Below are 20,136 nucleotides of genomic sequence, written 5' to 3' on the forward strand. Positions count from 1 at the left end.
ATCTGGTGGTACAGGAACTAACTCCGTAAAAAGCGGCGAAATATTTTTGAGAAAGGTGTTTTTTTATGGAAACCGACTATTTAACGATTCAAGCAACTGGCCAACACGACCTAGAAATCAAAAAATCTCGCTTTATCACCGATATCGCTCGCGTGGCGACTGAAGACGAAGCCAAGGCGTTTCTTGCCACCGTCAGTGCACGTGAACCCAAAGCCAACCATCATTGCTGGGCCTACGTCTTGGGTGAACACGATGAGATTCAACGGGAAAGTGACAACGGTGAGCCCTCGGGAACGGCCGGTGTTCCTATTCTAACAGTGCTACAACGCAATCAGCTCCACAACGTGATTGCCGTCGTCACCCGTTACTTTGGTGGTATCAAGCTGGGTGCCGGTGGTTTAATCCGCGCCTACAGTAACGCCACATCGACGGCGATCGAAGCTGTCGGTGTCGTCAAACGTGTCCGCCAACGTGCCCTGACCCTAGCGGTCGATTATGCCAACTACGACCGATTGAACCACTACCTGTCCGAAGAAAAAATCACCACGCTAGACACCGCCTACACGGATGCCGTAGCCGTCACGATTGCGGTCGATTTAGACAAAGTTGATGCTACCCAGCAAGCCATTACGGATCTTCTCAGCAACAGATTGACCGTGACTGTGGGTGACATTGACTACCACGAAGTTCCCGTTGAGATCCACGCCAGTAGCCGCGAAACGGACTAACCTTGTAAAAAAACAGTCGTCAGTTTTGCCTGCGGCTTGTGGCAGAACTCCTGGCAGCCGCCGGCAACTGATTTCATCCCATTTAATAAATGTGAAAAAAGCAGCACGCCAATTTAACGGCGTGCTGCTTTCGTTTAATCTGAATTTTTAGACGTCAATTGCTTCACGATGCGCTTGATCCAGTGCAATAGCGGCTGGCGGTTCGAGCCTACCAACCCAATTGCCTCGACGAACAGCTCCAAACCAATCAGAATGGCTACCGTCAAGAGGACCGAGCCCACAATCGTCGATAACGGATACAGCAGTGAAATGAAGGAGAAAATCAGTGCAATTCCGTAGATGACCAACACCGTTTGGCGGTGGGTCAATCCTAGCTGCATCAACCGGTGATGCAGATGGTGTTTATCGGCGTGTGAGATTGGCTGTTTGTTTAAAATCCGCCGAATCATCGCGTACACGGTGTCCGTGATGGGTACCCCGAGAATAATCACGGGGATGATGACGGAAATAAACGTAACGTTCTTCAACCCATACAGCGAGAAGCAGGCAATCATGAACCCAATGAACTGGGCCCCGGTATCCCCTAAGTAAATCCGTGCTGGGAAGAAATTATAGGGCAAGAACCCGACCATCGCGGCAACCAGCGCAAAGATCATGATGGCTACCCAGGTGTTTGCCACGTTAAGGAAGAAAAGACCAATAATCCCGGTCGTCGTCAGCGCAATAATCGACACCCCTGTTGCCAAGCCATCGAGCCCGTCAATCAGGTTGATGGCGTTGACGATCGCCACGATCCACAGCAGCGTGATGGGCAATGCCAACCAGCCAAAGTGCCAGACCCCAATAAAGGGCAGCGTCAAATAGCGCATGCGAACGCCGGCCACAAAGTAAACTTCCAACGCAGCAGCTAATTGAAACATCACCTTCTGCCGCGGTCTCAATTCAAAAACGTCATCAATCATACCACCCGCGATGATAATACATTCACCACCGAACAGGCCCCACAACTGTTGCGTTGGCATTTGATCACGCAAGAGAAACATGGTTGAAAAGGTAAACGCAATAAAGATTGCTAGGCCACCAAGTGTCGGCATTGGCACCTTGTTGACCCGTCGTTGATTCGGTTTATCCACCGCACCAATTTGAAACGCAAAGCGGCGCACAAACGGCGTTAGGACTGCGGAGATAATCATGGTAGCAAATAAGCTAACAATAATCTCAAATCTCATAAAGTGTCCTCTTTCTTTCCTACATATCTTTTGCTAATTATACAAATCTCCCAAATTAAACACAACCGCCATTTGAAGAATGTTCAGAAAAGTTAAGGTTTGCAAGTCCCCACATCACTTTTCACAAGCACAACCACTTCAATCATCGCTTAGTTAGTTCAGCGAAAATCCAATGAAAACAAATGCCTACTGGATTCCGCTAATTATAAGTATATAAATATTCGTTAATCGCCGAAATGGCGGAGATTAAGCTTGTGTATTCGGAGTTGGCCCCATATAATGTGGTTAGTTCAAGAGCAATTAAGCTCTTATTGATATTTTTATAATTAGTGCCTAATTTTCTTGTGAAATTTTAGTAATTGTTGGTTGGATTTGGTGTTTCATTGAAAGGAGATTTTTCTATGGCTAGCCAAGATAAAGTTCCCCAAACGGAAACCACCACCGAAGAGAAACCATCTCCCATTATTGTGCAGATGGCAATCTTCGCCGCAGTTTTGTTCGTCTCCAGTTTAATTTCACCCTTGTTTCCGCCATCCTTCCCCGTACCGACGCCGGTTATCGGCTTGATTATTCTCTACCTACTGCTGGCGTCTCACATCGTTAAGTTACGGAACGTTGAAAAGTTTGGTGATTTCATGATCAGTCTGATTGCCTTTCTCTTTGTCCCATCTGGAATTCAATTGGCCGCCAGCCTCGACATTCTCAAGGCGCAAGGGATTCAAATCGTCAGCGTGGTTCTGATTGCAACGATCGTCATGCTGGTCGTTGTCGCTTACACCACAGCTGGTATGATTTGGATTCGCAAACACGTCTTCCATCGCAGTGCTGACGTCAAATCCTAGTTAAAAAAACGGTGACCGCAACATTTCGGCTTAATCTGTCAGTCCCATCACGTTTCATTCTTCAAAAACATAAAGATTGAAAATGCCTAAACCTGTTTCAGCTCAATATAGCAATGCTGTCTGGCTCAAACCGACTCTGAATACCATTTAATGCGATTGCTAACAGCTTATTGGTCTAACCGATAGGCAACCGTCACATTAGCCAACATTCTGGCAACCACAGGCGACAACCTTCAATCTTTAGCATAAAGCATAAAAGAGATGAGTGTCCATGATTATTCTTACAGCAGCACCGCACATGGCGGTCTGGGGGAAATGGCTGGGTGATGCACTCGGCACAAACGCGGCCGGCGCCCCCGCTGGTAATGCAATCTTTGGTATCTTTCTGTCCCTGTTAGTCTATCTGATTGGTCAATGGCTCTTTAAAGTGGGCAAAGGGTTCTTCCTATTCCAACCCCTCTTCGTTGGGATGGTTCTCGGTATCTTTATCCTGTTTTTGATGGCCAAGGTCTTTGGCACCACAACCGCTACCTTTTATAAGTCGGCCTACAAACCAGGCGGCGACATTATCTTCTGGTTTCTGAATCCAGCGACGATCGCCTTTGCCATTCCGCTGTACCGACGTAACGACATCGTCAAGCGTTTCTGGCTCGAAATTACCTTGTCCCTCATCATTGGTCTTGTGGTTTCCCTGTTCTTTATCTACGGAGCTGCTCGCTTATTGGGCTTGAACGACGTTGGGATTGCCTCCATGTTACCACAAGCTGCCACGACCGCGATTGCCATGCCAATTGCGGCGGCTACGGGTGGGAATGCGGCCATCACAGCTATGGCCTGCATCCTCAACGCCGTCATTATCTACGCACTGGGTGGCTGGTTGGTTAAGTTCTTCCGGCTCAACAATGATCCCATCGGCGCTGGCCTCGGTCTAGGAACCGCCGGCCACACCGTAGGTTCCGCCAAGGCTTTACAATTGGGGTCCATTCAGGGTTCCATGGCTTCAATTGCCGTCGTCATCATTTCAATTGTGGTTGATATCGTCGTGCCACCTTTTGCCGCCTTTATGGGCTTAAAGTAACGCGAATCGAAAGAGCGTAGACCAATCTCTCACTCTTTTTTTGACTAAATTTCATCATTTGCCGCCGAAACCGATGGCTTGTGAAAAAATAGTTATCCTGAAAAGCTTTTTGAAACCTAGTCTGGCTACTTGCAGACCTATATCACTGCACAAGCAAGCGGACAAACCGCGTCATAACGCAGATTGTCCTTGTGCATTCCGCTCAAATCCCATATAATGATTATGAACGATTGAGAGCGGTTTCACAGCTAGTTTCATTCTGCCTCTGCCAAGGTTTTCTTTGTGAAATCTCCTCAATCGCCGTAGCACGCTTCGTGCTTGAAAGGAGATTTTATCTTGGCTTCGACTAATCACACCACACCATCAGAGACTGTCGCGGAACAACCGACACCGATTCTAGGCCAAATGAGCATTTTCGCTGCCATCTTATTTGTGGCAAGTCTCATTTCGCCTCTGTTCCCAGCCTCCCTTCCCGTACCTACGCCAGTAATCGGGATTGTTATTCTCTACATTTTACTGGCCACTCACATTCTAAAATTACGTAACGTTGAAAAATTCGCTGACTTTATGATCAGCCTGATTGCCTTTCTCTTCGTCCCTGCCGGCGTCCAACTCGCCGCGAGCCTCGATATCTTGAAGACCCAGGGACTCCAAATTACCGCGGTTGTGCTCATCGCCACCATCGTCATGTTGGTGCTGGTCAGCTACACCGCCGTCGGACTGATTTGGCTTCGTCAGCACCTGTTCCGCCGGACAACAGCGGCCGAACAGGAGTCGACCCTTTAGCGCCTAAATAAAGAAGGTTATAAAATGATTATTTTAGCGGAAAACCCCAATTTAGCGTTGTGGGGCAAATGGCTCGGCGATGGTCTTGGAACCAACGCCGACGGCTCCACCGCTGGTAACGCCATCTTTGGCATCTTCTTGTCACTCGTCGTTTACTTAATCGGCCAATGGCTCTTCAAAATCAGCAAGGGCTTCTTCCTCTTCCAACCCCTCTTCGTGGGGATGGTCCTGGGGATCTTCGTCCTCTTTCTCCTTGCCAAAACCTTTGGCACAACCACAGCCAACTTTTACCGGTCCGCCTACAAACCCGGCGGCGACATCATCTTCTGGTTCTTGAACCCGGCGACGAGTGCCTTTGCCGTCCCGCTCTATCGACGGAACGACATTGTCAAAAAGTATTGGCTCGAAATTATTTTGTCGCTAATCATTGGACTCAGCATCTCGTTATTAGTGATTTACGAGGCCGCTAAGCTCATTGGTCTCGACCAGGTAGGAATTGCTTCAATGCTGCCACAAGCAGCGACAACGGCCATTGCAATGCCGATTTCCAATGCCATCGGTGGTGTCGGCGCGGTCACTGCGACCGCCTGCATCTTGAACTCGGTCATCATCTACGCTCTAGGTGACTGGCTGGTCAAATTCTTCCGAATCGACAAAGATCCCATCGGTGCTGGGTTAGGGCTGGGAACCGCCGGACACACGGTCGGTTCAGCTAAAGCCGTTCAACTGGGCTCAATTCAAGGATCCATGGCTTCGATTGCCGTCGTCATCATCTCAATCGTCGTCGATCTCCTGGTTCCACCGTTCGCCTCTTTAGTTGGCTTGCGTTGATTCACCTACCACGCTCATCACACGGCAAAAATGACCCGGTCCCCCAATCGTCAACGGTTGGGGGACCGTTTTTTATAATCCGCCACACCAACCGTTCACATCAAAAAGCCCCCCAAAGCCAAGTTGGTTTTGGAGGGCGAAGTCACTACTCTTTCAAGTGATAGTTATAAGTCGATACGATAATATTTTCCCGCGAGTTCAACGTCGTCCGTAAGCGCAACGCCGTTTGGTTATGCAGGATATTCTGCCATGGATGCCGCGGCACGAACTGCGGCACTAAGACCGTTGTCGTGAAGTTCCGTTCAACCGCCCGTTTGGCGATCACGTCACAGAACCGCAACGTTGGCGTCGCAATAGACCGGTAGGACGAGTGAATATCCACGAACCGAATGTCCGGGAACTCTTCCTTGAACTCCTGCGCCGTCTTGTGTTCCTTCTCTGGATTTTCATCGAAGGACACGTGCATCGCGATCACATAATCCCCAATAGATCGGGCGTAGTTGATGGCACCAGCCGTCACCCGCGTAATATTGCTGACCAAGACAATGACCGTTGCGCCGTCATACTCGTGCATATCCGCCTTCGTCTTCGCCGCTACCCGCAGTTGCCGGGCAACTCGCTTGTAGTGCTGATGAATTCGGTTAAACAGCAGGAGTAACAGTGGCATGATGATCAGGTATGGCCAAACATTGGCAAAGCGGATGAACAACAGAATCAGAACCAGCGCTAGTGAAATCAACGCACCGATAAGGTTGATAAACGCCTTTCCCTGCCAGAAGCCCTCACGCGTTCGGAACCAGTGAATAATCATTCCGGATTGTGACAGGACAAATGGCACGAAAACCCCGATTGCATACAGCGGAATCAGGAGCGTGGTTTGTCCATGGAAGATGAAGATCAGGACGATGGCCCCGACAGCCAGAGAAATAATCCCGTTGGAGTAACCCAACCGGTCTCCCCGGTCCAAGTACGCGTGTGGTAAGAATTTATCCTTGGCCAGGTTATACGCCAGAATTGGAAATGCCGAGAACCCGGTATTAGCCGCAACGGCTAAGATCAGTGCCGTAGATAATTGCAGAACATAGTAGATGACCCCGTGACCGAAAACGCCGCTCGCAATCTGTGAGAGGACCGTTTGGCCAGCCTGTGGTCGAACCCCCATGTAGTAACTGAGGAACGTGATGCCACCAAAGAAGATGGCCAGGATCGTTGCCATAATGGCCAGTGTTGCCGCCGCATTGTGACTCTTCGGTTTCTTGAAATTTGGCACCGCGTTACTGAGTGCTTCCACCCCGGTCAGGGAGGAAGACCCGGACGAGAACGCCCGCAAGAACAGCAACAGCGTCATCCCGGAAACGGACCCACCCAACTGCGCCGAAGCGTGGTAGGTAATATTGCCCGTCACGATGTTGTAGAAGCCGACACCGATCATGATGAAGATCATCAGAATGAAGAAATAAACTGGCCCCGTCAGGAACGCTGCAGACTCACGCATCCCCCGTAGGTTTAACAGCATGATCCCAATCACAATCAGGACTGAGATCAACACCGAGTATGGCGACAATGCCGGAATCGCCGAGGTAATGGCCTCGGTCCCAGATGTCGTTGAAACGGCCACGGTCAGCATATAATCGACCAACAGTGATCCCCCGGCAACTAACCCTGCCGATTGCCCCCAGTTCGTGCTGGCAACCACGTAGGCGCCACCACCGGACGGATAGGCATGAATGATCTGTTGGTAAGAAAGCGTGATCGCAAACAGCAGAATTAAGACCAGCGCCGCAACCCACAATTGATACATCAGGGCCGCTGCAGATAAGGTGATTAAGACTGTGGTAATTTGCTCAGTACCATAAGCCACGGAGGATAACGCGTCAGATGACAGTAAGGCTAATGCCTTAAACTTGGTCAACGCCTGACCGCCTTCATCCATGGTCTTTAGGGGTTTACCAATTAAAACCCGCTTTAAATAACGCCACATGACTACTTACTCCTTATCTCCATAAATAATGAAAACGGGCCTACACCCGCCTTTTAAAGTCTCTATAATCGTTTCAATTTCAAACGCAAACGTAATTCTACTACAACTAGCTCAACAATACCACTCTTGTTCAGCTTAGCAACTAAGAAAACTGCAAACGGTGTGGTCGCATCAATTGACTGCCCATTCAACATTGCCGACCAGCGGCAAAAGAAAGCGCTTCACAAATTGGGCGCTCTCGTTGTGAAAATTCACCAACTTTGCCCGTTCTAATCTTGCCTGACCACGACTCTTCCCAGCTTACAATGCCCTAACCGAGATGACTAATTTAATCTACCGTACAAACTCGCTTAATTTCCGTCCCATCTGCATCCCCCATTTAGCCCCTCTATATCCAGTAAATATCAAGCCCAATACGACTCACAAACGCCGTTACGAAACCATTACGGGTCCGCACAGTGCCCCGGTGAAGACAACCGTCACCTACAAGTCATCCGTCAACAAGTGTTCTGTTCGCCAGCAACTGAATCTTTCGAACACGGCTAATCAACCTATAAGCAATTTATAGTATACTTACACTTAAGGGGGGAATTCGACGATGACAACGACAATCAACGGCGTCACCTTTTTCCAAGACAATCTATTGGCAACACGGTCGCATGAGAATCAACTCATGCCCTATACACCAGAGCTTGATCGGCTCCTAACACAACGACGCATCTATACACAACCCCGGAGAACTGCGCAGCCACGAATCCCATTTGGTCGGATGATCTGTGTACCAACGGGTCTCCAGGCCGAGGCCTACAGTATCTTTCTCACTGGCTGGCATTTCTTTAGTATGGGCGCTTTCAGTTCCGCTAACAGTGCCCTACCGGTAAACACCATTGTTGGCCGCTACTCATCAATTGCCAGTAATGTGAACCGCATGCAAGGAAGCCATCCAACCAAGCGATTTACCACGTCAATGTTGACGTACAGTCACTCAGTGGATGCCTTCAACGACTACTTAGCAGATACGGCCAACACGTTCAAGCGCGTACCCAATCCCGTTCCAAATGCCGGGCCAATTGTCATCGGCAATGACGTCTGGATTGGTCAGGACGTACGCTTCGCCCCCACCGGGATTACTGTGGGTGACGGGGCCGTGATTGCGGGCGGAGCTGTCGTCACCAAGGACGTGCCCCCCTATGCGGTAGTGGGCGGTGTCCCCGCGCGCATTCTCAAGTTCCGTTTTCCCAGTTACATTATTGAACAACTCGTTAATCTGAAATGGTGGCAGTACGGCTTCGGCGACTTCCACGGTGTGGCTCCCGATGACGACATCGAAACCTTCATCGATACGGTTGGCACTCTCGTAGCAACCGGCGATCTTCAACCCTTTACACCACCGACGACGACCTTTACTGACCTGGCTACGGCCGGTAAGCTCAACGTCTAACCCACTAATCTAACACAAAGAAGCCAACCGACAATCGCCGGTTGGCTTCTTCAATTTCACACTAGCAAGCTAGTGATTTAATGTTTACATCATGCCGCCCATACCTGGGTTAGCAGGAGCTGCAGGTGCTGGGTTGTCTTCTGGCTTGTCAGCCACAACGGCTTCAGTCGTTAACAACAGAGCGGAAACGGATGCAGCGTTTTGCAGAGCAGAACGGGTAACCTTGGTTGGGTCGGTGATACCGGCCTTAACCATGTCTTCGTAGTTGTTGTCGGCAGCGTTGTAACCAATGCCTTCCTTTTCACCCTTCAGGTGTTCAACAACAACGGAACCTTCGACACCGGCGTTTTCAGCGATTTGACGAACAGGTTCTTCCAAAGCACGGAGAACGATGTTAACACCCGTCAATTCGTCGCCTTCAGCTTCAACCTTGGCAACGTCCTTGATGACGTTGATCAAAGCAGTCCCACCACCAGCAACGAAGCCTTCTTCAACAGCGGCACGCGTTGCGTTCAAGGCATCTTCAATGCGGTATTTACGTTCCTTTAATTCAGTTTCAGTTGCGGCACCGACACGAACAACAGCAACCCCGCCGGCTAACTTAGCCAGACGTTCCTTCAACTTGTCACGGTCGAAGTCAGAAGTCGTTTCTTCGATTTGGCCCTTGATTTCAGCAACCCGGGCAGCGATTTGATCCTTGGCACCAGCACCTTCAACGACCGTGGTGTTGTCCTTGGTAACGTTGACCTTTTGTGCTTGACCCAATTGATCGATCGTCGTGTCCTTCAAGTTAAGACCTAAGTCATCGGTGATGACAGTCCCACCAGTCAGAACGGCGATATCTTGCAAGGTAGCCTTACGACGGTCACCAAAGCCAGGAGCCTTGACAGCAACAACGTTAAAGGTCCCACGCATCTTGTTCAAAACCAAGGTAGGTAAGGCTTCACCAGTGATGTCATCGGCAATGATCAAGAGTGAACGGCTTTGTTCAACAACGGATTGCAGTAATGGCAAAATGTCTTGAATGTTAGCAATCTTCTTGTCAGTGATTAAGATGTAAGGGTTGTCCAAGTTAGCTTCCATCTTGTCGTTGTCGGTAACCATGTATTGTGACATGTAGCCACGGTCGAATTGCATCCCTTCAACAACGTCTAAGCTGGTATCAACACCACGAGATTCTTCAATCGTGATAACCCCATCGTTACCAACCTTTTCCATAGCATCGGCAATCAACTTACCGGTGTCTTGGCTAGCAGATGAAATTGAAGCGATTTGGGCGATATCGTCCTTGGTCTTAACGTCATGGGACATCTTGTGTAACCCATCAACGGCGGCCTTCGTAGCCTTTTCGATCCCGCGACGGATACCAACAGGGTTAGCACCGGCAGTCACGTTCTTCATACCTTCGTTGACGATAGCTTGCGTCAAAACAGTGGCAGTGGTCGTCCCATCACCAGCGATGTCGTTGGTCTTGGAAGCAACTTCGGAAACCAACTTAGCACCCATGTTTTCGAAGTGATCTTCGAGTTCGATGGACTTAGCAATCGTGACACCATCATTCGTGATGGTTGGGTTGCCGTAGCTTTGTTCCAAAACGACGTTACGTCCCTTAGGTCCAAGGGTAGTCTTAACCGTATCAGCTAACTTATCAACACCGGCAAGCATCTTGCTCCGGGCGTCTTCAGAAAATTTTAATTCTTTAGCCATTTTAAAAATTCACCTCATACTAAAATTTTTGAATTATCTTGGATAGTCTTCTTAAGTGGAAACTGGATTAGTCGACGACTGCGACTAAGTCCTTTTCGTGTAAAACAAGGTAAGTCGTGTCTTGGTACTTAACTTCGGTACCGGAATACTTATCAAACAATACCTTGTCGCCAACCTTAACAGCTGGGGCTACCTTTTCGCCATTGTCTAACACACGGCCATCACCGACAGCTACAACGTTTGCCGTTTGTGGCTTTTCTTGAGCGTTACTTGCGAGCACAATGCCGCCAACCGTGGTTTCTTCTTCTTCTGGTTGATCCAAAATGACGCGGTCTCCTAATGGTTTTAACACTTGAATCCCTCCAATGAACTTACTTATTAGCACTGTTAGCACTTGACTAACATAAGTGCTAATCAACAATATCTAATATATGGTTTTTCCCTCTAAAAATCAAGGAATTTGACAAACAAATTCCTTGATTCAGCACCCCCACCACGCGCTATCCGGTGTGGCTGAGAGGCTTAGCGAATTTTACATTTTCCAGATAACAGTTGCTTCGGTCTAGATGTCTTTTCACATTAGATGAGAACTGTCGCCTACGACTGCCAGGAATTCTGCCGCTGTGGGGACCGCTTCCAGCCAAGAAACGGGCTTCCAGCTCGGTTTAGAACCTCGCGAAGTTCGCGTGAGTTTCCAAACACGTCCCGCACTGTAAGACCGGGAAGGCCCAAGCGCCCGGACTAACACCGCCGTCACGGCTGGCATCATCCCTGGCCTCCTCCGGCTAAATACGCTTTTATCCTAAAAATTGACTGAGCCAGCCGCGGGGGCGGTGTTAACTGGCAATTTATTCTGGAACCAGCTTACACCACAGGTAACTCTGAAGACTCGTGAATTTCGAGGCTTCAAATCGAGTGAAAAGACTGACGATTTCCCAATAGTAAGCCGATCAGTCTAGACATTCTGTTCTCAAAATGCAAAATCCCATCCTAGCTTCGCTCAAAACTAATCATTGATCTTATCTAACTTCAGTAGCCTATTCAGAATCCAGAAAATCTTAGTCGACTTATAGCTTATGGTAGTATCCACTCCACTTGGGGCTATGATGGTTCTGAAGTTACCTTAGTCGGAGGCTACCAGGGATGGCGCCAACCGTGACGACGGCGTTAGATCGGGCGCTTGCTCTTTCCCGATCTTACGGCGTGGGACGTGTTTGGAAACTCGCATGAACCTTGCGAGGTTTCAAACCGAGCTGGAAGCCCGCCCTTTGGCTGCAGGCGGCCCCCACAGTGACGGAATCCCTGGCAACCGCAGACGAAATTGATAAGGACAATCAAAAAAAATCGCAATCCCCAAATGAGGACTGCGATTCAACCATTAACTTAAATTATTGTAGTGTTCCAGGAAGTAGATCAACGTTTGAAGCTCGTTGGTCAAGTCCACGTTTTGGACACGGACACCCTTTGGCACGGTGATCCGCAGTGGTGTGAAGTTCAAGATACCTTTGACACCGCCAGACACGGCTTCATCGGTTACCTCTTGTGCCACTTGGGATGGAACGGTCAAAATGGCCACTTCAATCTGTTGTTCTTCCAACTGCGTCCGTAGATCCGTCATCGGATAGATGGGAACCCCACTTTGAATTGTGTTGGCAATCTCTTGCTTCACGTCAAAGGCGGCGCTGATTCGCACGTTGCTGTCCTGATGGAAGTTGAAGTTCAACAGGGCGTGACCTAAGTTTCCGACCCCAATCAGGGCAACACTCGTTAAGCGGTCCTGATTCAAAATCTTCTTAAAGAACTTAATCAAACTTTCAACGTCGTAACCATAGCCCCGTTTACCGAGGGCCCCAAAGTACGAGAAGTCCCGACGAATTGTTGCGGAATCGACCTTAACGGCTTCGGACAATTCAGTCGAAGACACCCGGGTTTTGTCGGCATCAAGTAAAATATTAAGGTAACGGTAGTAGATGGGCAAGCGCTTGGCGGTCGCCCGGGGAATTTTTTGTTCTGTCAAAAACGAGACCTCCTAATCAAAGAAACTGGCTATCGTTCACAAGCGATAGCCTCTTATTTAAATAATTGTCTGGATTGTGAAATCAACTTTCTTATAGATTATAGCATAACCGTTCATCTTGTGAAAGAATTTGCAAGTTTTTTTCACTATTTAAATCGTAATTTCGGTCTCTCTCGAGAATATGCTAAAATAGTGGGTATCAGTGTCCGCTATCTCCCCTTATCATTGGGACCATTTTCACCCGACAACAGGGATAACGGCAACTTGCTTCGGATAAGCGGCAGCATTTAACGCCGTGCAAGCTAGCCAATTCGTAACAGCGGCAACTTCTAACGTAACTTTAACCCTAAAACTAACACAAAAAACCACTAAAGGAGGTTGGCTCACCGTGATTCTTTTACAAGTCCAACAAGTTACCCGGCGCTTCGGTGCCGCCGTCCTATTCGAAAACGTCAGTATGGACGTTCCTGAACACGGACGGGTGGCCCTCGTCGGCCGCAACGGTGCAGGGAAATCAACCCTATTAAAAATGATTGCTGGTGAAACCACCCCAGATGTCGGTCAGATCACGACCAAACGCGGCTTGACCCTGGGCTATCAGGCTCAGAATGCCGGTCTCGCGTCAACCAAGACTGTCTGGAACGAAATGCTCAGTGTCTTTGCTAAGCTCATCGCCATGGAAAACCGGATGCATGAATTGGAACAGCAAATGAGTGACCCAACCGTGACCGCCGATCAGGAACGGTTCGCACAAGTTTCGGCGAGTTACGATCAGCTCCAACAAGATTTCAGCGACCAAAACGGCTACGGCTACCAAGCCGAAATTCGTGGTGTGCTCCACGGATTTGAGTTTGACGAAAGCTACTATGATAAGCCAATTAATGAACTTTCTGGTGGCCAACGGACGCAATTGGCCCTGGCTAAACTGCTACTAGAACGTCCCGACCTCTTGATCTTGGACGAACCCACCAACCACTTGGACGTTGAAACGTTGACCTGGTTGGAAGGCTACCTGCAAGGTTATCCCGGTGCCATCCTCGTCGTCTCCCATGACCGGTACTTCCTCGATCACGTGGTCAACGACGTCTACGACATGGCTCATGGTGGCCTCGACCACTACCCCGGTAACTACTCGCACTACATCGCTGCCAAGGCAGAACGGTTGCGCTTAGCTTGGAAGGAATACGACAAGCAACAGGCCGAGATCGGTAAACTGGAAGACTTCGTCAACAAGAACATCGTCCGGGCATCCACCACTAAACGGGCTCAGGCCCGACGCAAACAATTAGAAAAGATGGATAAGATGGACCGACCAGAAGGCGACGAAAAAGCTGCCCGTTTCAGTTTTCATCCGAAGCGCCAAAGCGGTAACGTTGTGCTGGACGTCGTCAACGGTGCTGTGGGTTACGATGGCCAGATTCTCGCGGCCCCCGTTACCTTAGATATCAAGAAACATCAGGCCGTTGCTATTGTCGGTCCCAACGGTATCGGTAAGTCCACCCTGCTCAAGACAATTCTCGGTCGAATTCCAGCCATTCAGGGACAGATCATCTTCGGTACCGGCGTGGATACCGGTTACTACGACCAGGATCAAGCCACGCTGCACGACAAGAAGTCCGTGCTACATGAGCTGTGGGACGACCATCCCACGACCCCCGAGGGCGATATCCGCTCCATACTTGGTAGCTTTCTCTTCACCGGGAGCGATGTCGACAAGAGCGTTCACAGCCTAAGTGGTGGTGAACGGGCGCGGTTACTGCTGACGAAACTAGCCCTGCAACACGACAACTTCCTCATGCTTGACGAACCGACCAACCACCTGGATATCGATAGCCGTGAAGTCTTGGAGACCGCCCTGAATGAATTCGACGGGACCATCCTGTTCGTTTCCCATGACCGGTACTTCATCAACCAAGTGGCAACGCAAGTGGTCGAGCTGAGCCCCGAAGGTACCACGCGCTACCTGGGAAATTACGATTACTATGTGTCTAAGAAAGCCGAGCAGGACGCGTACGCCGCTAAGGAAGCTGCCGAAGCCGAGGCGGCTCACCCCACTGTTGACGTCCCTAAGCAGACACAGGTGGATTACCAAGCGCAAAAGGACCAGGCGAAGGCTAAACGTAAACTGAGTCGTCAAGTCACTGCCCTGGAAGATCAAATGGGTGATCTGGAAAAGCAAAAGACCGCCGTTGAAACTGAAATGAGTAAGGAAGAAAACTTCAACGATGCGGGCAAGCTCGCCGACCTTCAAGAACAACTCACCGCCGTGACCACGCAACTCAGCGAGACTGAGGATGCTTGGACGGAGAAGAGTCTGGAACTGGAAGAGTTTGACGATTAACCCCAATAACTACGCGCCGCAGCAACTCACTTCATTGTGAACTGTTGCGGCGCGTTTTTAGTTATTTCTAGAACTAAGCCTTTTCAGTAAAACCAGCGTAGTCGAGCTCTAAAAACCGGGCCACACGGTCGAAACCTTCTTCCAATTGATTATGGTCGAACGCTCCCCAGCCATCGACTGCAAACGCAATCTGTCGCTGGCCGATTTGCGTCGTCCATTTTCCCACGACAACACCGTTTGCAATAATCGGTGCCCGGAGAATGCCATTTTTCGACCATAACTGCTGGCGAACCGGTTCTGGCGCCAACCAGGATTTATCAAGGTAGCCCGTCATGGGTGAACTAAAACTAGCCGCAACCACGGTCAGGTGAGCCAGTTGATCCGTAATCGCCGTGAGTTGACCAGCGGAAATCGGATCAATCGTCCAGAGTTGTTCCTGTCCAACCATCACCGGCGTTAATTCCGGCAAAACTGCCTGCCAAGCCGGTCGGACCTGACTGACCTTAATGCCGGACCATTTCACAAAATCAGCCAGTGTTGCCGGACCGAAGCCGTGCAGGTACCGACGAATCAATTCCGCCGTTGCAGCCTGCTGATCCAATAGCGTGGGTGTCGCTGGCGCCAGGAGCAGCCAGTCCTGACCACTCATGCTTGGTGCCATCTGCAGTTTGCCCTGCGCCGTCAACACTTGTAGAACGGCGTAATCCAAGTTATGGGGCCGTTCGGTATACCAGGCAAAAGTTGTTTGTAGATGTGCAGTATATGCCGCCCGCGTCAAGCGCCCCGTCTGCTGCAGGAGTTGGTCAATCGCAGCGGCCGCCGCACGCACATGCTCTTCGGCACCCAAGAAGTAAGCCTTGGGGAGTCGCTCATTTTGGCGGGCCGACACGATCAACCGCAAGTCAGTGGGCGTCAGCAAGTGAATCGTCCACCGCTGGGCCCACGACCGGACGATGCCTTGCTCCCGGTAAAACTTCAGGAGCTCGGGTCGGGTTATCCCCGTTTGCAACGCAACGTTGAGCTCTGCTGCGCGCTGGTTCTGTGCCTGAATCCCCACAACATTAAAAAAAGGCGCCGCCAATTCAGCGCTCGTCGTTAACAATCCCTGTTGGTACAGGCGATAGGCAAACAATTCGGCTTGATTCATGGGACGTCCTCCTCTAGTTATACGTATTTATTATTTAACGGAATCTGCCGCCCAGTCAAACTCCAGACTAGGATCGGCATTTAGCGTAGCATCGGCAAAAACGCCGTGCTGATACGCCACGTAGGCAAAAGCGCCGATCATGGCGGCGTTATCACCACACAACTTCAGCGGTGCTTTAACCAAATGCGTCGTTGGGTTGCTCTGCAGATCACGTTCTAAGCGTTCACGCAGGCCCTTGTTGGCAGCCACCCCACCAGCTAAGATCAGCTGATGCACAGGATAATCGGCCAACGCATGCTTGGTCTTTTCGGCTAGCACATCCACAACGGCTTGCTGGAAGCTGGCAGAGAGGTCCTGCTTGCTCAGCGTTTCGCCGATTTGGTCAGCGTGGTGGGTCGTGTTGATGAACGCACTCTTCAACCCACTGAAGCTAAAGTCAAAGTTGTCGTCCTTCTCCATGGCCCGCGGGAACTTAAACGTATCTTTCCCCTGATGAGCCCACTCATCGACCGTTTTTCCGGCTGGGTAGTTAACACCCATGACCCGGCCGACCTTGTCATAAGCCTCGCCGGCAGCGTCATCGCGCGTCTCACCGATGATTTCAAATTGATTCTCGGCAGGCATGTAGACCAACTCGGTGTGACCACCGGAAACCAGCAAAGCTAACGCTGGAAATTCGATGGGTTCCACGTAACGGGCCGCGTAAATGTGCCCCGCCATATGGTTGACTGGAATCAATGGTAAGTTGTGAGCGAAAGCCACCGTCTTGGCAGCTGTGACCCCAATCAACAGTGCACCGACCAATCCGGGACCGTACGTCACCGCAACGGCATCCAAATCTTCGTAGCCCACCTCGGCCTCGGCCAAAGCATCCTTAATGCACAACGTCACTTCTTCAATGTGATGCCGACTGGCAACTTCGGGAACGACCCCGCCAAACCGTTGGTGACTCTTGATCTGGGTCGCTACGATGTTGGACAAGATCTTGTGACCATCCTCGATAACCGCCACACTGGTCTCGTCACAACTCGATTCAAATGCTAAAATCAAATTTCGCTTTTCCGTTGGACTCACTCCTCTTCCTCTTCACACTGGGTTAAACTCTCATTTGCGCCTTGCCGGGCGGTGGCAATAGACCGGAACGCTGAGGGCGGACGTCCAGAGCCAAAGAACGGTCTCTGGACTTGCTTTGAACCTCTGCGAACCGAGTTTCAAAGACACCAATTCTCTAAGCGGCACAGCCGCTAAGAGAATTCCCACAGCTGGGTCTATTGCCACCGCCCTCACGGCTCACACTGGTTTAACCCGTGCACCGTCATCAGCACTTTCATTGCTGATATCTACTAAACCGACACGACCAAACAACAACCTTTTTTCTTATCTACTATCGCTACTTTTAACTATGTTAGGTCAACCACTAAGTCATGTGGATCTCACCAAAGTCAAAATAATAGGCTAACTATTTTAATTTTGGTTGGTACCACATTCTGGATTGATCGTTCACTTAACGAATCCGACTTCAATTCCGGCATTAACTATACCACGAAACGGCGAAAGTTTCTAAACGCGGCTAACACCCATCACACACAAAAAGCGGGTGGCCCGATGCCTCGCCCGCCTTGATGTTATCGTCGCTAATTCTGTTCACGCGTCTGGCGTTCTGTGTCCTGATCCTGAGTGTCGTCCGCATCCGCCAGCGCTTCGTCCTCATTTTCATTGAGGTACAGCACCATGTCGGCGGCATCTTCGTGGTCACCAAAGTAGTAGCCCCGCTTGATGCCGGTCTGTTCAAACTGCAGGTCACGATAGAGCCGTTGCGCACTCTTGTTGGATACGCGTACTTCCAGGCTGACCGTCTTATAGTTCAGCTTGCGCGCCTTCTTGATCATGATTCCCAGTAGGAAACGACCAAGGCCCTTGCTCTGATACTCTGGTAAGACAGCAATGTTGGTGATGTGGGCGTCGCGGTTACGTTCGTCAAAGGTACTCCCGATAAATGCCAGCAACTTGTCATTCTTACGAATAACCAAGTACAGCCGATCCTTTTCCCGCCGGAGCTCATTGGCGAAGGCCGTTGAATCCCATGGGGCTTGACCCGCGTACACGGCTCGCTCGATTTCAATCATTTCTGGAATATCGGTAAATAGGGCCTTAGCCACGAAATACGTGACGTCGTGAATCTCGACCCGATGATTTTTAACATCCATGGTCTCCTCGCGTACGACTTCTCGCCGACTACCAAATACATTTTTATACCAATTTTTAAATTTTTTCAACATACGATTCGGTATCCTCTTCTGGGTTCTTAGCACGCCATTCGGCTTCGGCTTGCGTCAAACGTAGGTAGTTCGGCACGAACCGATCAACATCACTCACAGGGGTCAGCTTCTGCCCCAACAAGCCAATCGTGGCCACTTGCGGCAAATTCAGCCACGGACTGATTGCCGGTGTCGCCGCGGAGATCGTGGTGGCAATCAAGTCGCTAAAGTTGGCGGCATCACCTAGGAACCACACAGGTTCACCGTACTTGTTGACTGCGGCCAGAAAGTCCGCAATTCCAGTATGGGCGTCCGCAATCACTGCGGTTGGCACGCCATTCTTGATCCGGTACAACCCGGCGAAGGCGTTTTGATTCCGTGCATCAAAGATTGGGGCAACGAGGGCGCCTTCAACCGGCACATTGGCGGCCAAGGTTGCTAAGCTCGACACGGCAACCAGGTCGATATTCAACGTTGCGGCCAAGGTCTTGGCGGTCGTCACGGCGATCCGAATCCCCGTGTAGGAACCTGGTCCCGCCGCAACCACGACGCGATCCAGGTCGGTTGGCTTGAGTTCCGCCATTGCCAAGAGCCGTTCAATCTCTGGCAGCAGGTATTCCGCATGTTTCTGATGAACCGTGACTGTGATGGCGGCCAACACTGTGGCATCATCCAAGACAGCGACGCTGAGCGGACGGTTCGATGTATCAATTGCTAAAATCTTCATATTTGCTTGGGTTCCCCTTCATGTGTATGGTGACCACAGCCAGTAGCGAAACTGGTAAAAGCGGCGACTGGTGTTCCCGGCCCGCCGCTTCCCAATAACCGGTTACTTACTTTTTCTCGTGTACTATTCATATCAGTGTCTTATATTACCACAAAGACTGGCACGGCACATCTTCTCTGCCTGTCTTTATCAAAATTAATCAATTTATTCAAAAAAGCTGACGCATTCATTTCAACTTCAAGGGGGCAGCACACGTCGTCACAGACACACCTTGACGCCTTAGCGCCGTGGTTGCCAATCGATTGTGGCCAGAACCGCGGTCGTTGTCCCGATCTTTACTGTGTGCTGAGTCGTTGTCGCATGGCTGTGCGCAACCTCACTCGTCACCTGATGACCGTACTTCACTTCGTTTTCAAAGCGAATCCGGACGTCAACCGGCTGATGTTGCCGGAGCCATTCGGCGGGCAAGGTGTCCAACATCCAATCGAAGTAATGGGCGTTGTTCACGTGGCCATTCTCATCGATGTCGAAGTAGCGCACCGTATACGGCTTAGCAACACTGGTCGCCGTTTGGTCAATCTTCTCTGGTCGGGGTAAACGCGGTAACCGTTTGACGGGCTCGGTTCCGTACGGTGCCATGATGGCCGCTGGAATTGTCGCAATTTTCCGGGTCGCGTAGCTCATGGTGACCCAGATGCCCTCGCCGTAAGCTAACTGATTGCCCTCAGTATCGAGCAACCAGTACTCCCGGTAGGCAAAGTATTTATTAAAGGCCGTTGCCCGCGTCTTGAGGGTCACCCGATCCCCAATCTGGGGAAGCTTATCAACCTGCAAGTGATACTGTGTCACAACCCAACCAACCCCCAGACTGTGGATGTCGTCCGTGGTTAATTTCAACGCGGCGTTCTGATCCTCGGAGACCAGGACGAACAAGTTGATTAGCATGGCGAGGGTTAAATGGCCGGTGTCATCCGTTTCGTAGTAGACGACTCGGTGGGGTTCACTGAATTCATTTTTGGCCAC

Annotated in this window: 17 protein-coding genes; 7 read left to right on the forward strand and 10 right to left on the reverse strand. The window is 50.4% G+C overall.

Annotated features, from left to right (window positions below):
- Positions 1-65: 65 nt before the first annotated feature.
- A complete protein-coding gene (locus ACEPSU_RS09425; protein ID WP_395321272.1) occupies positions 66-728 on the forward strand; it encodes a YigZ family protein in 663 nt (220 codons plus the stop codon).
- Positions 729-862: 134 nt separating this feature from the next.
- On the opposite strand, the gene ACEPSU_RS09430 is transcribed toward ACEPSU_RS09425, so the two are convergent.
- Positions 863-1,957: a glycosyltransferase family 4 protein gene (locus ACEPSU_RS09430; RefSeq protein ID WP_260340176.1), complete on the reverse strand. Its 1,095-nt coding sequence runs from the start codon at positions 1,955-1,957 to the stop codon at positions 863-865.
- A 401-nt stretch (positions 1,958-2,358) separates the two neighbouring features.
- Between ACEPSU_RS09430 and ACEPSU_RS09435 the strand changes: the two genes are divergently transcribed.
- The 4 genes from ACEPSU_RS09435 (at position 2,359) to lrgB (ending at position 5,494) form a co-directional block, all read left to right on the forward strand.
- Complete coding sequence (locus ACEPSU_RS09435) at positions 2,359-2,799, forward strand: CidA/LrgA family protein (protein ID WP_020088185.1); 441 nt, start codon at positions 2,359-2,361, stop codon at positions 2,797-2,799.
- A gap of 271 nt (positions 2,800-3,070) precedes the next feature.
- Positions 3,071-3,877: an LrgB family protein gene (locus ACEPSU_RS09440; RefSeq protein ID WP_020088184.1), complete on the forward strand. Its 807-nt coding sequence runs from the start codon at positions 3,071-3,073 to the stop codon at positions 3,875-3,877.
- A 336-nt stretch (positions 3,878-4,213) separates the two neighbouring features.
- Entirely contained in the window at positions 4,214-4,663 is a 450-nt protein-coding gene (locus ACEPSU_RS09445) for a CidA/LrgA family protein (RefSeq protein WP_395321275.1), read from the forward strand.
- A gap of 24 nt (positions 4,664-4,687) precedes the next feature.
- Entirely contained in the window at positions 4,688-5,494 is an 807-nt protein-coding gene (gene lrgB / locus ACEPSU_RS09450; RefSeq protein WP_395361516.1) for an antiholin-like protein LrgB, read from the forward strand.
- Between the two features lie 145 nt (positions 5,495-5,639).
- Here lrgB and ACEPSU_RS09455 read toward each other — a convergent pair whose 3' ends face one another.
- Positions 5,640-7,475 (reverse strand): APC family permease, encoded by a 1,836-nt coding sequence (locus ACEPSU_RS09455; protein ID WP_260340173.1) that lies wholly within the window; start codon positions 7,473-7,475, stop codon positions 5,640-5,642.
- Between the two features lie 598 nt (positions 7,476-8,073).
- Between ACEPSU_RS09455 and ACEPSU_RS09460 the strand changes: the two genes are divergently transcribed.
- Positions 8,074-8,916: a CatB-related O-acetyltransferase gene (locus tag ACEPSU_RS09460; RefSeq protein ID WP_395321278.1), complete on the forward strand. Its 843-nt coding sequence runs from the start codon at positions 8,074-8,076 to the stop codon at positions 8,914-8,916.
- A gap of 84 nt (positions 8,917-9,000) precedes the next feature.
- Here the strand turns inward: ACEPSU_RS09460 and groL are convergent, their stop codons facing one another.
- The 3 genes from groL to ACEPSU_RS09475 form a co-directional block, all read right to left on the reverse strand.
- Entirely contained in the window at positions 9,001-10,623 is a 1,623-nt protein-coding gene (groL, locus tag ACEPSU_RS09465) for a chaperonin GroEL (RefSeq protein ID WP_020088179.1), read from the reverse strand.
- Positions 10,624-10,690: 67 nt separating this feature from the next.
- The gene (gene groES / locus ACEPSU_RS09470) at positions 10,691-10,975 is read right to left on the reverse strand and encodes a co-chaperone GroES (protein WP_020088178.1); all 285 of its coding nucleotides are present in this window, start codon (positions 10,973-10,975) and stop codon (positions 10,691-10,693) included.
- 1,026 nt (positions 10,976-12,001) lie between these two features.
- Positions 12,002-12,640 (reverse strand): redox-sensing transcriptional repressor Rex, encoded by a 639-nt coding sequence (locus ACEPSU_RS09475; RefSeq protein ID WP_020088177.1) that lies wholly within the window; start codon positions 12,638-12,640, stop codon positions 12,002-12,004.
- A gap of 388 nt (positions 12,641-13,028) precedes the next feature.
- Here ACEPSU_RS09475 and ACEPSU_RS09480 point away from each other — a divergent pair, with 388 nt between their 5' ends.
- A complete protein-coding gene (locus tag ACEPSU_RS09480) occupies positions 13,029-14,981 on the forward strand; it encodes an ABC-F family ATP-binding cassette domain-containing protein (protein ID WP_395321281.1) in 1,953 nt (650 codons plus the stop codon).
- A gap of 73 nt (positions 14,982-15,054) precedes the next feature.
- Here the strand turns inward: ACEPSU_RS09480 and ACEPSU_RS09485 are convergent, their stop codons facing one another.
- The 5 genes from ACEPSU_RS09485 to ACEPSU_RS09505 form a co-directional block, all read right to left on the reverse strand.
- Positions 15,055-16,128, reverse strand: a complete 1,074-nt coding sequence (locus ACEPSU_RS09485; protein WP_395321283.1) for a winged helix DNA-binding domain-containing protein — start codon at positions 16,126-16,128, stop codon at positions 15,055-15,057.
- Positions 16,129-16,158: 30 nt separating this feature from the next.
- A complete protein-coding gene (gene tsaD, locus ACEPSU_RS09490) occupies positions 16,159-17,202 on the reverse strand; it encodes a tRNA (adenosine(37)-N6)-threonylcarbamoyltransferase complex transferase subunit TsaD (RefSeq protein ID WP_020088174.1) in 1,044 nt (347 codons plus the stop codon).
- 560 nt (positions 17,203-17,762) lie between these two features.
- Complete coding sequence (gene rimI, locus ACEPSU_RS09495) at positions 17,763-18,407, reverse strand: ribosomal protein S18-alanine N-acetyltransferase (protein ID WP_033388466.1); 645 nt, start codon at positions 18,405-18,407, stop codon at positions 17,763-17,765.
- Positions 18,391-19,113 carry a tRNA (adenosine(37)-N6)-threonylcarbamoyltransferase complex dimerization subunit type 1 TsaB gene (gene tsaB, locus ACEPSU_RS09500; RefSeq protein ID WP_020088172.1) on the reverse strand — a complete coding sequence of 241 codons (723 nt, stop codon included), beginning with the start codon at positions 19,111-19,113 and terminating at the stop codon, positions 18,391-18,393. Before tsaB ends, rimI begins: the two co-directional genes overlap by 17 nt.
- Positions 19,114-19,392: 279 nt before the next feature.
- Positions 19,393-20,136: an acyl-[acyl-carrier-protein] thioesterase gene (locus ACEPSU_RS09505; protein WP_395321286.1), complete on the reverse strand. Its 744-nt coding sequence runs from the start codon at positions 20,134-20,136 to the stop codon at positions 19,393-19,395.

The sequence above is a fragment of the Levilactobacillus parabrevis genome (genome assembly GCF_044051715.1).
In the GTDB taxonomy this organism is placed as follows: domain Bacteria; phylum Bacillota; class Bacilli; order Lactobacillales; family Lactobacillaceae; genus Levilactobacillus; species Levilactobacillus parabrevis.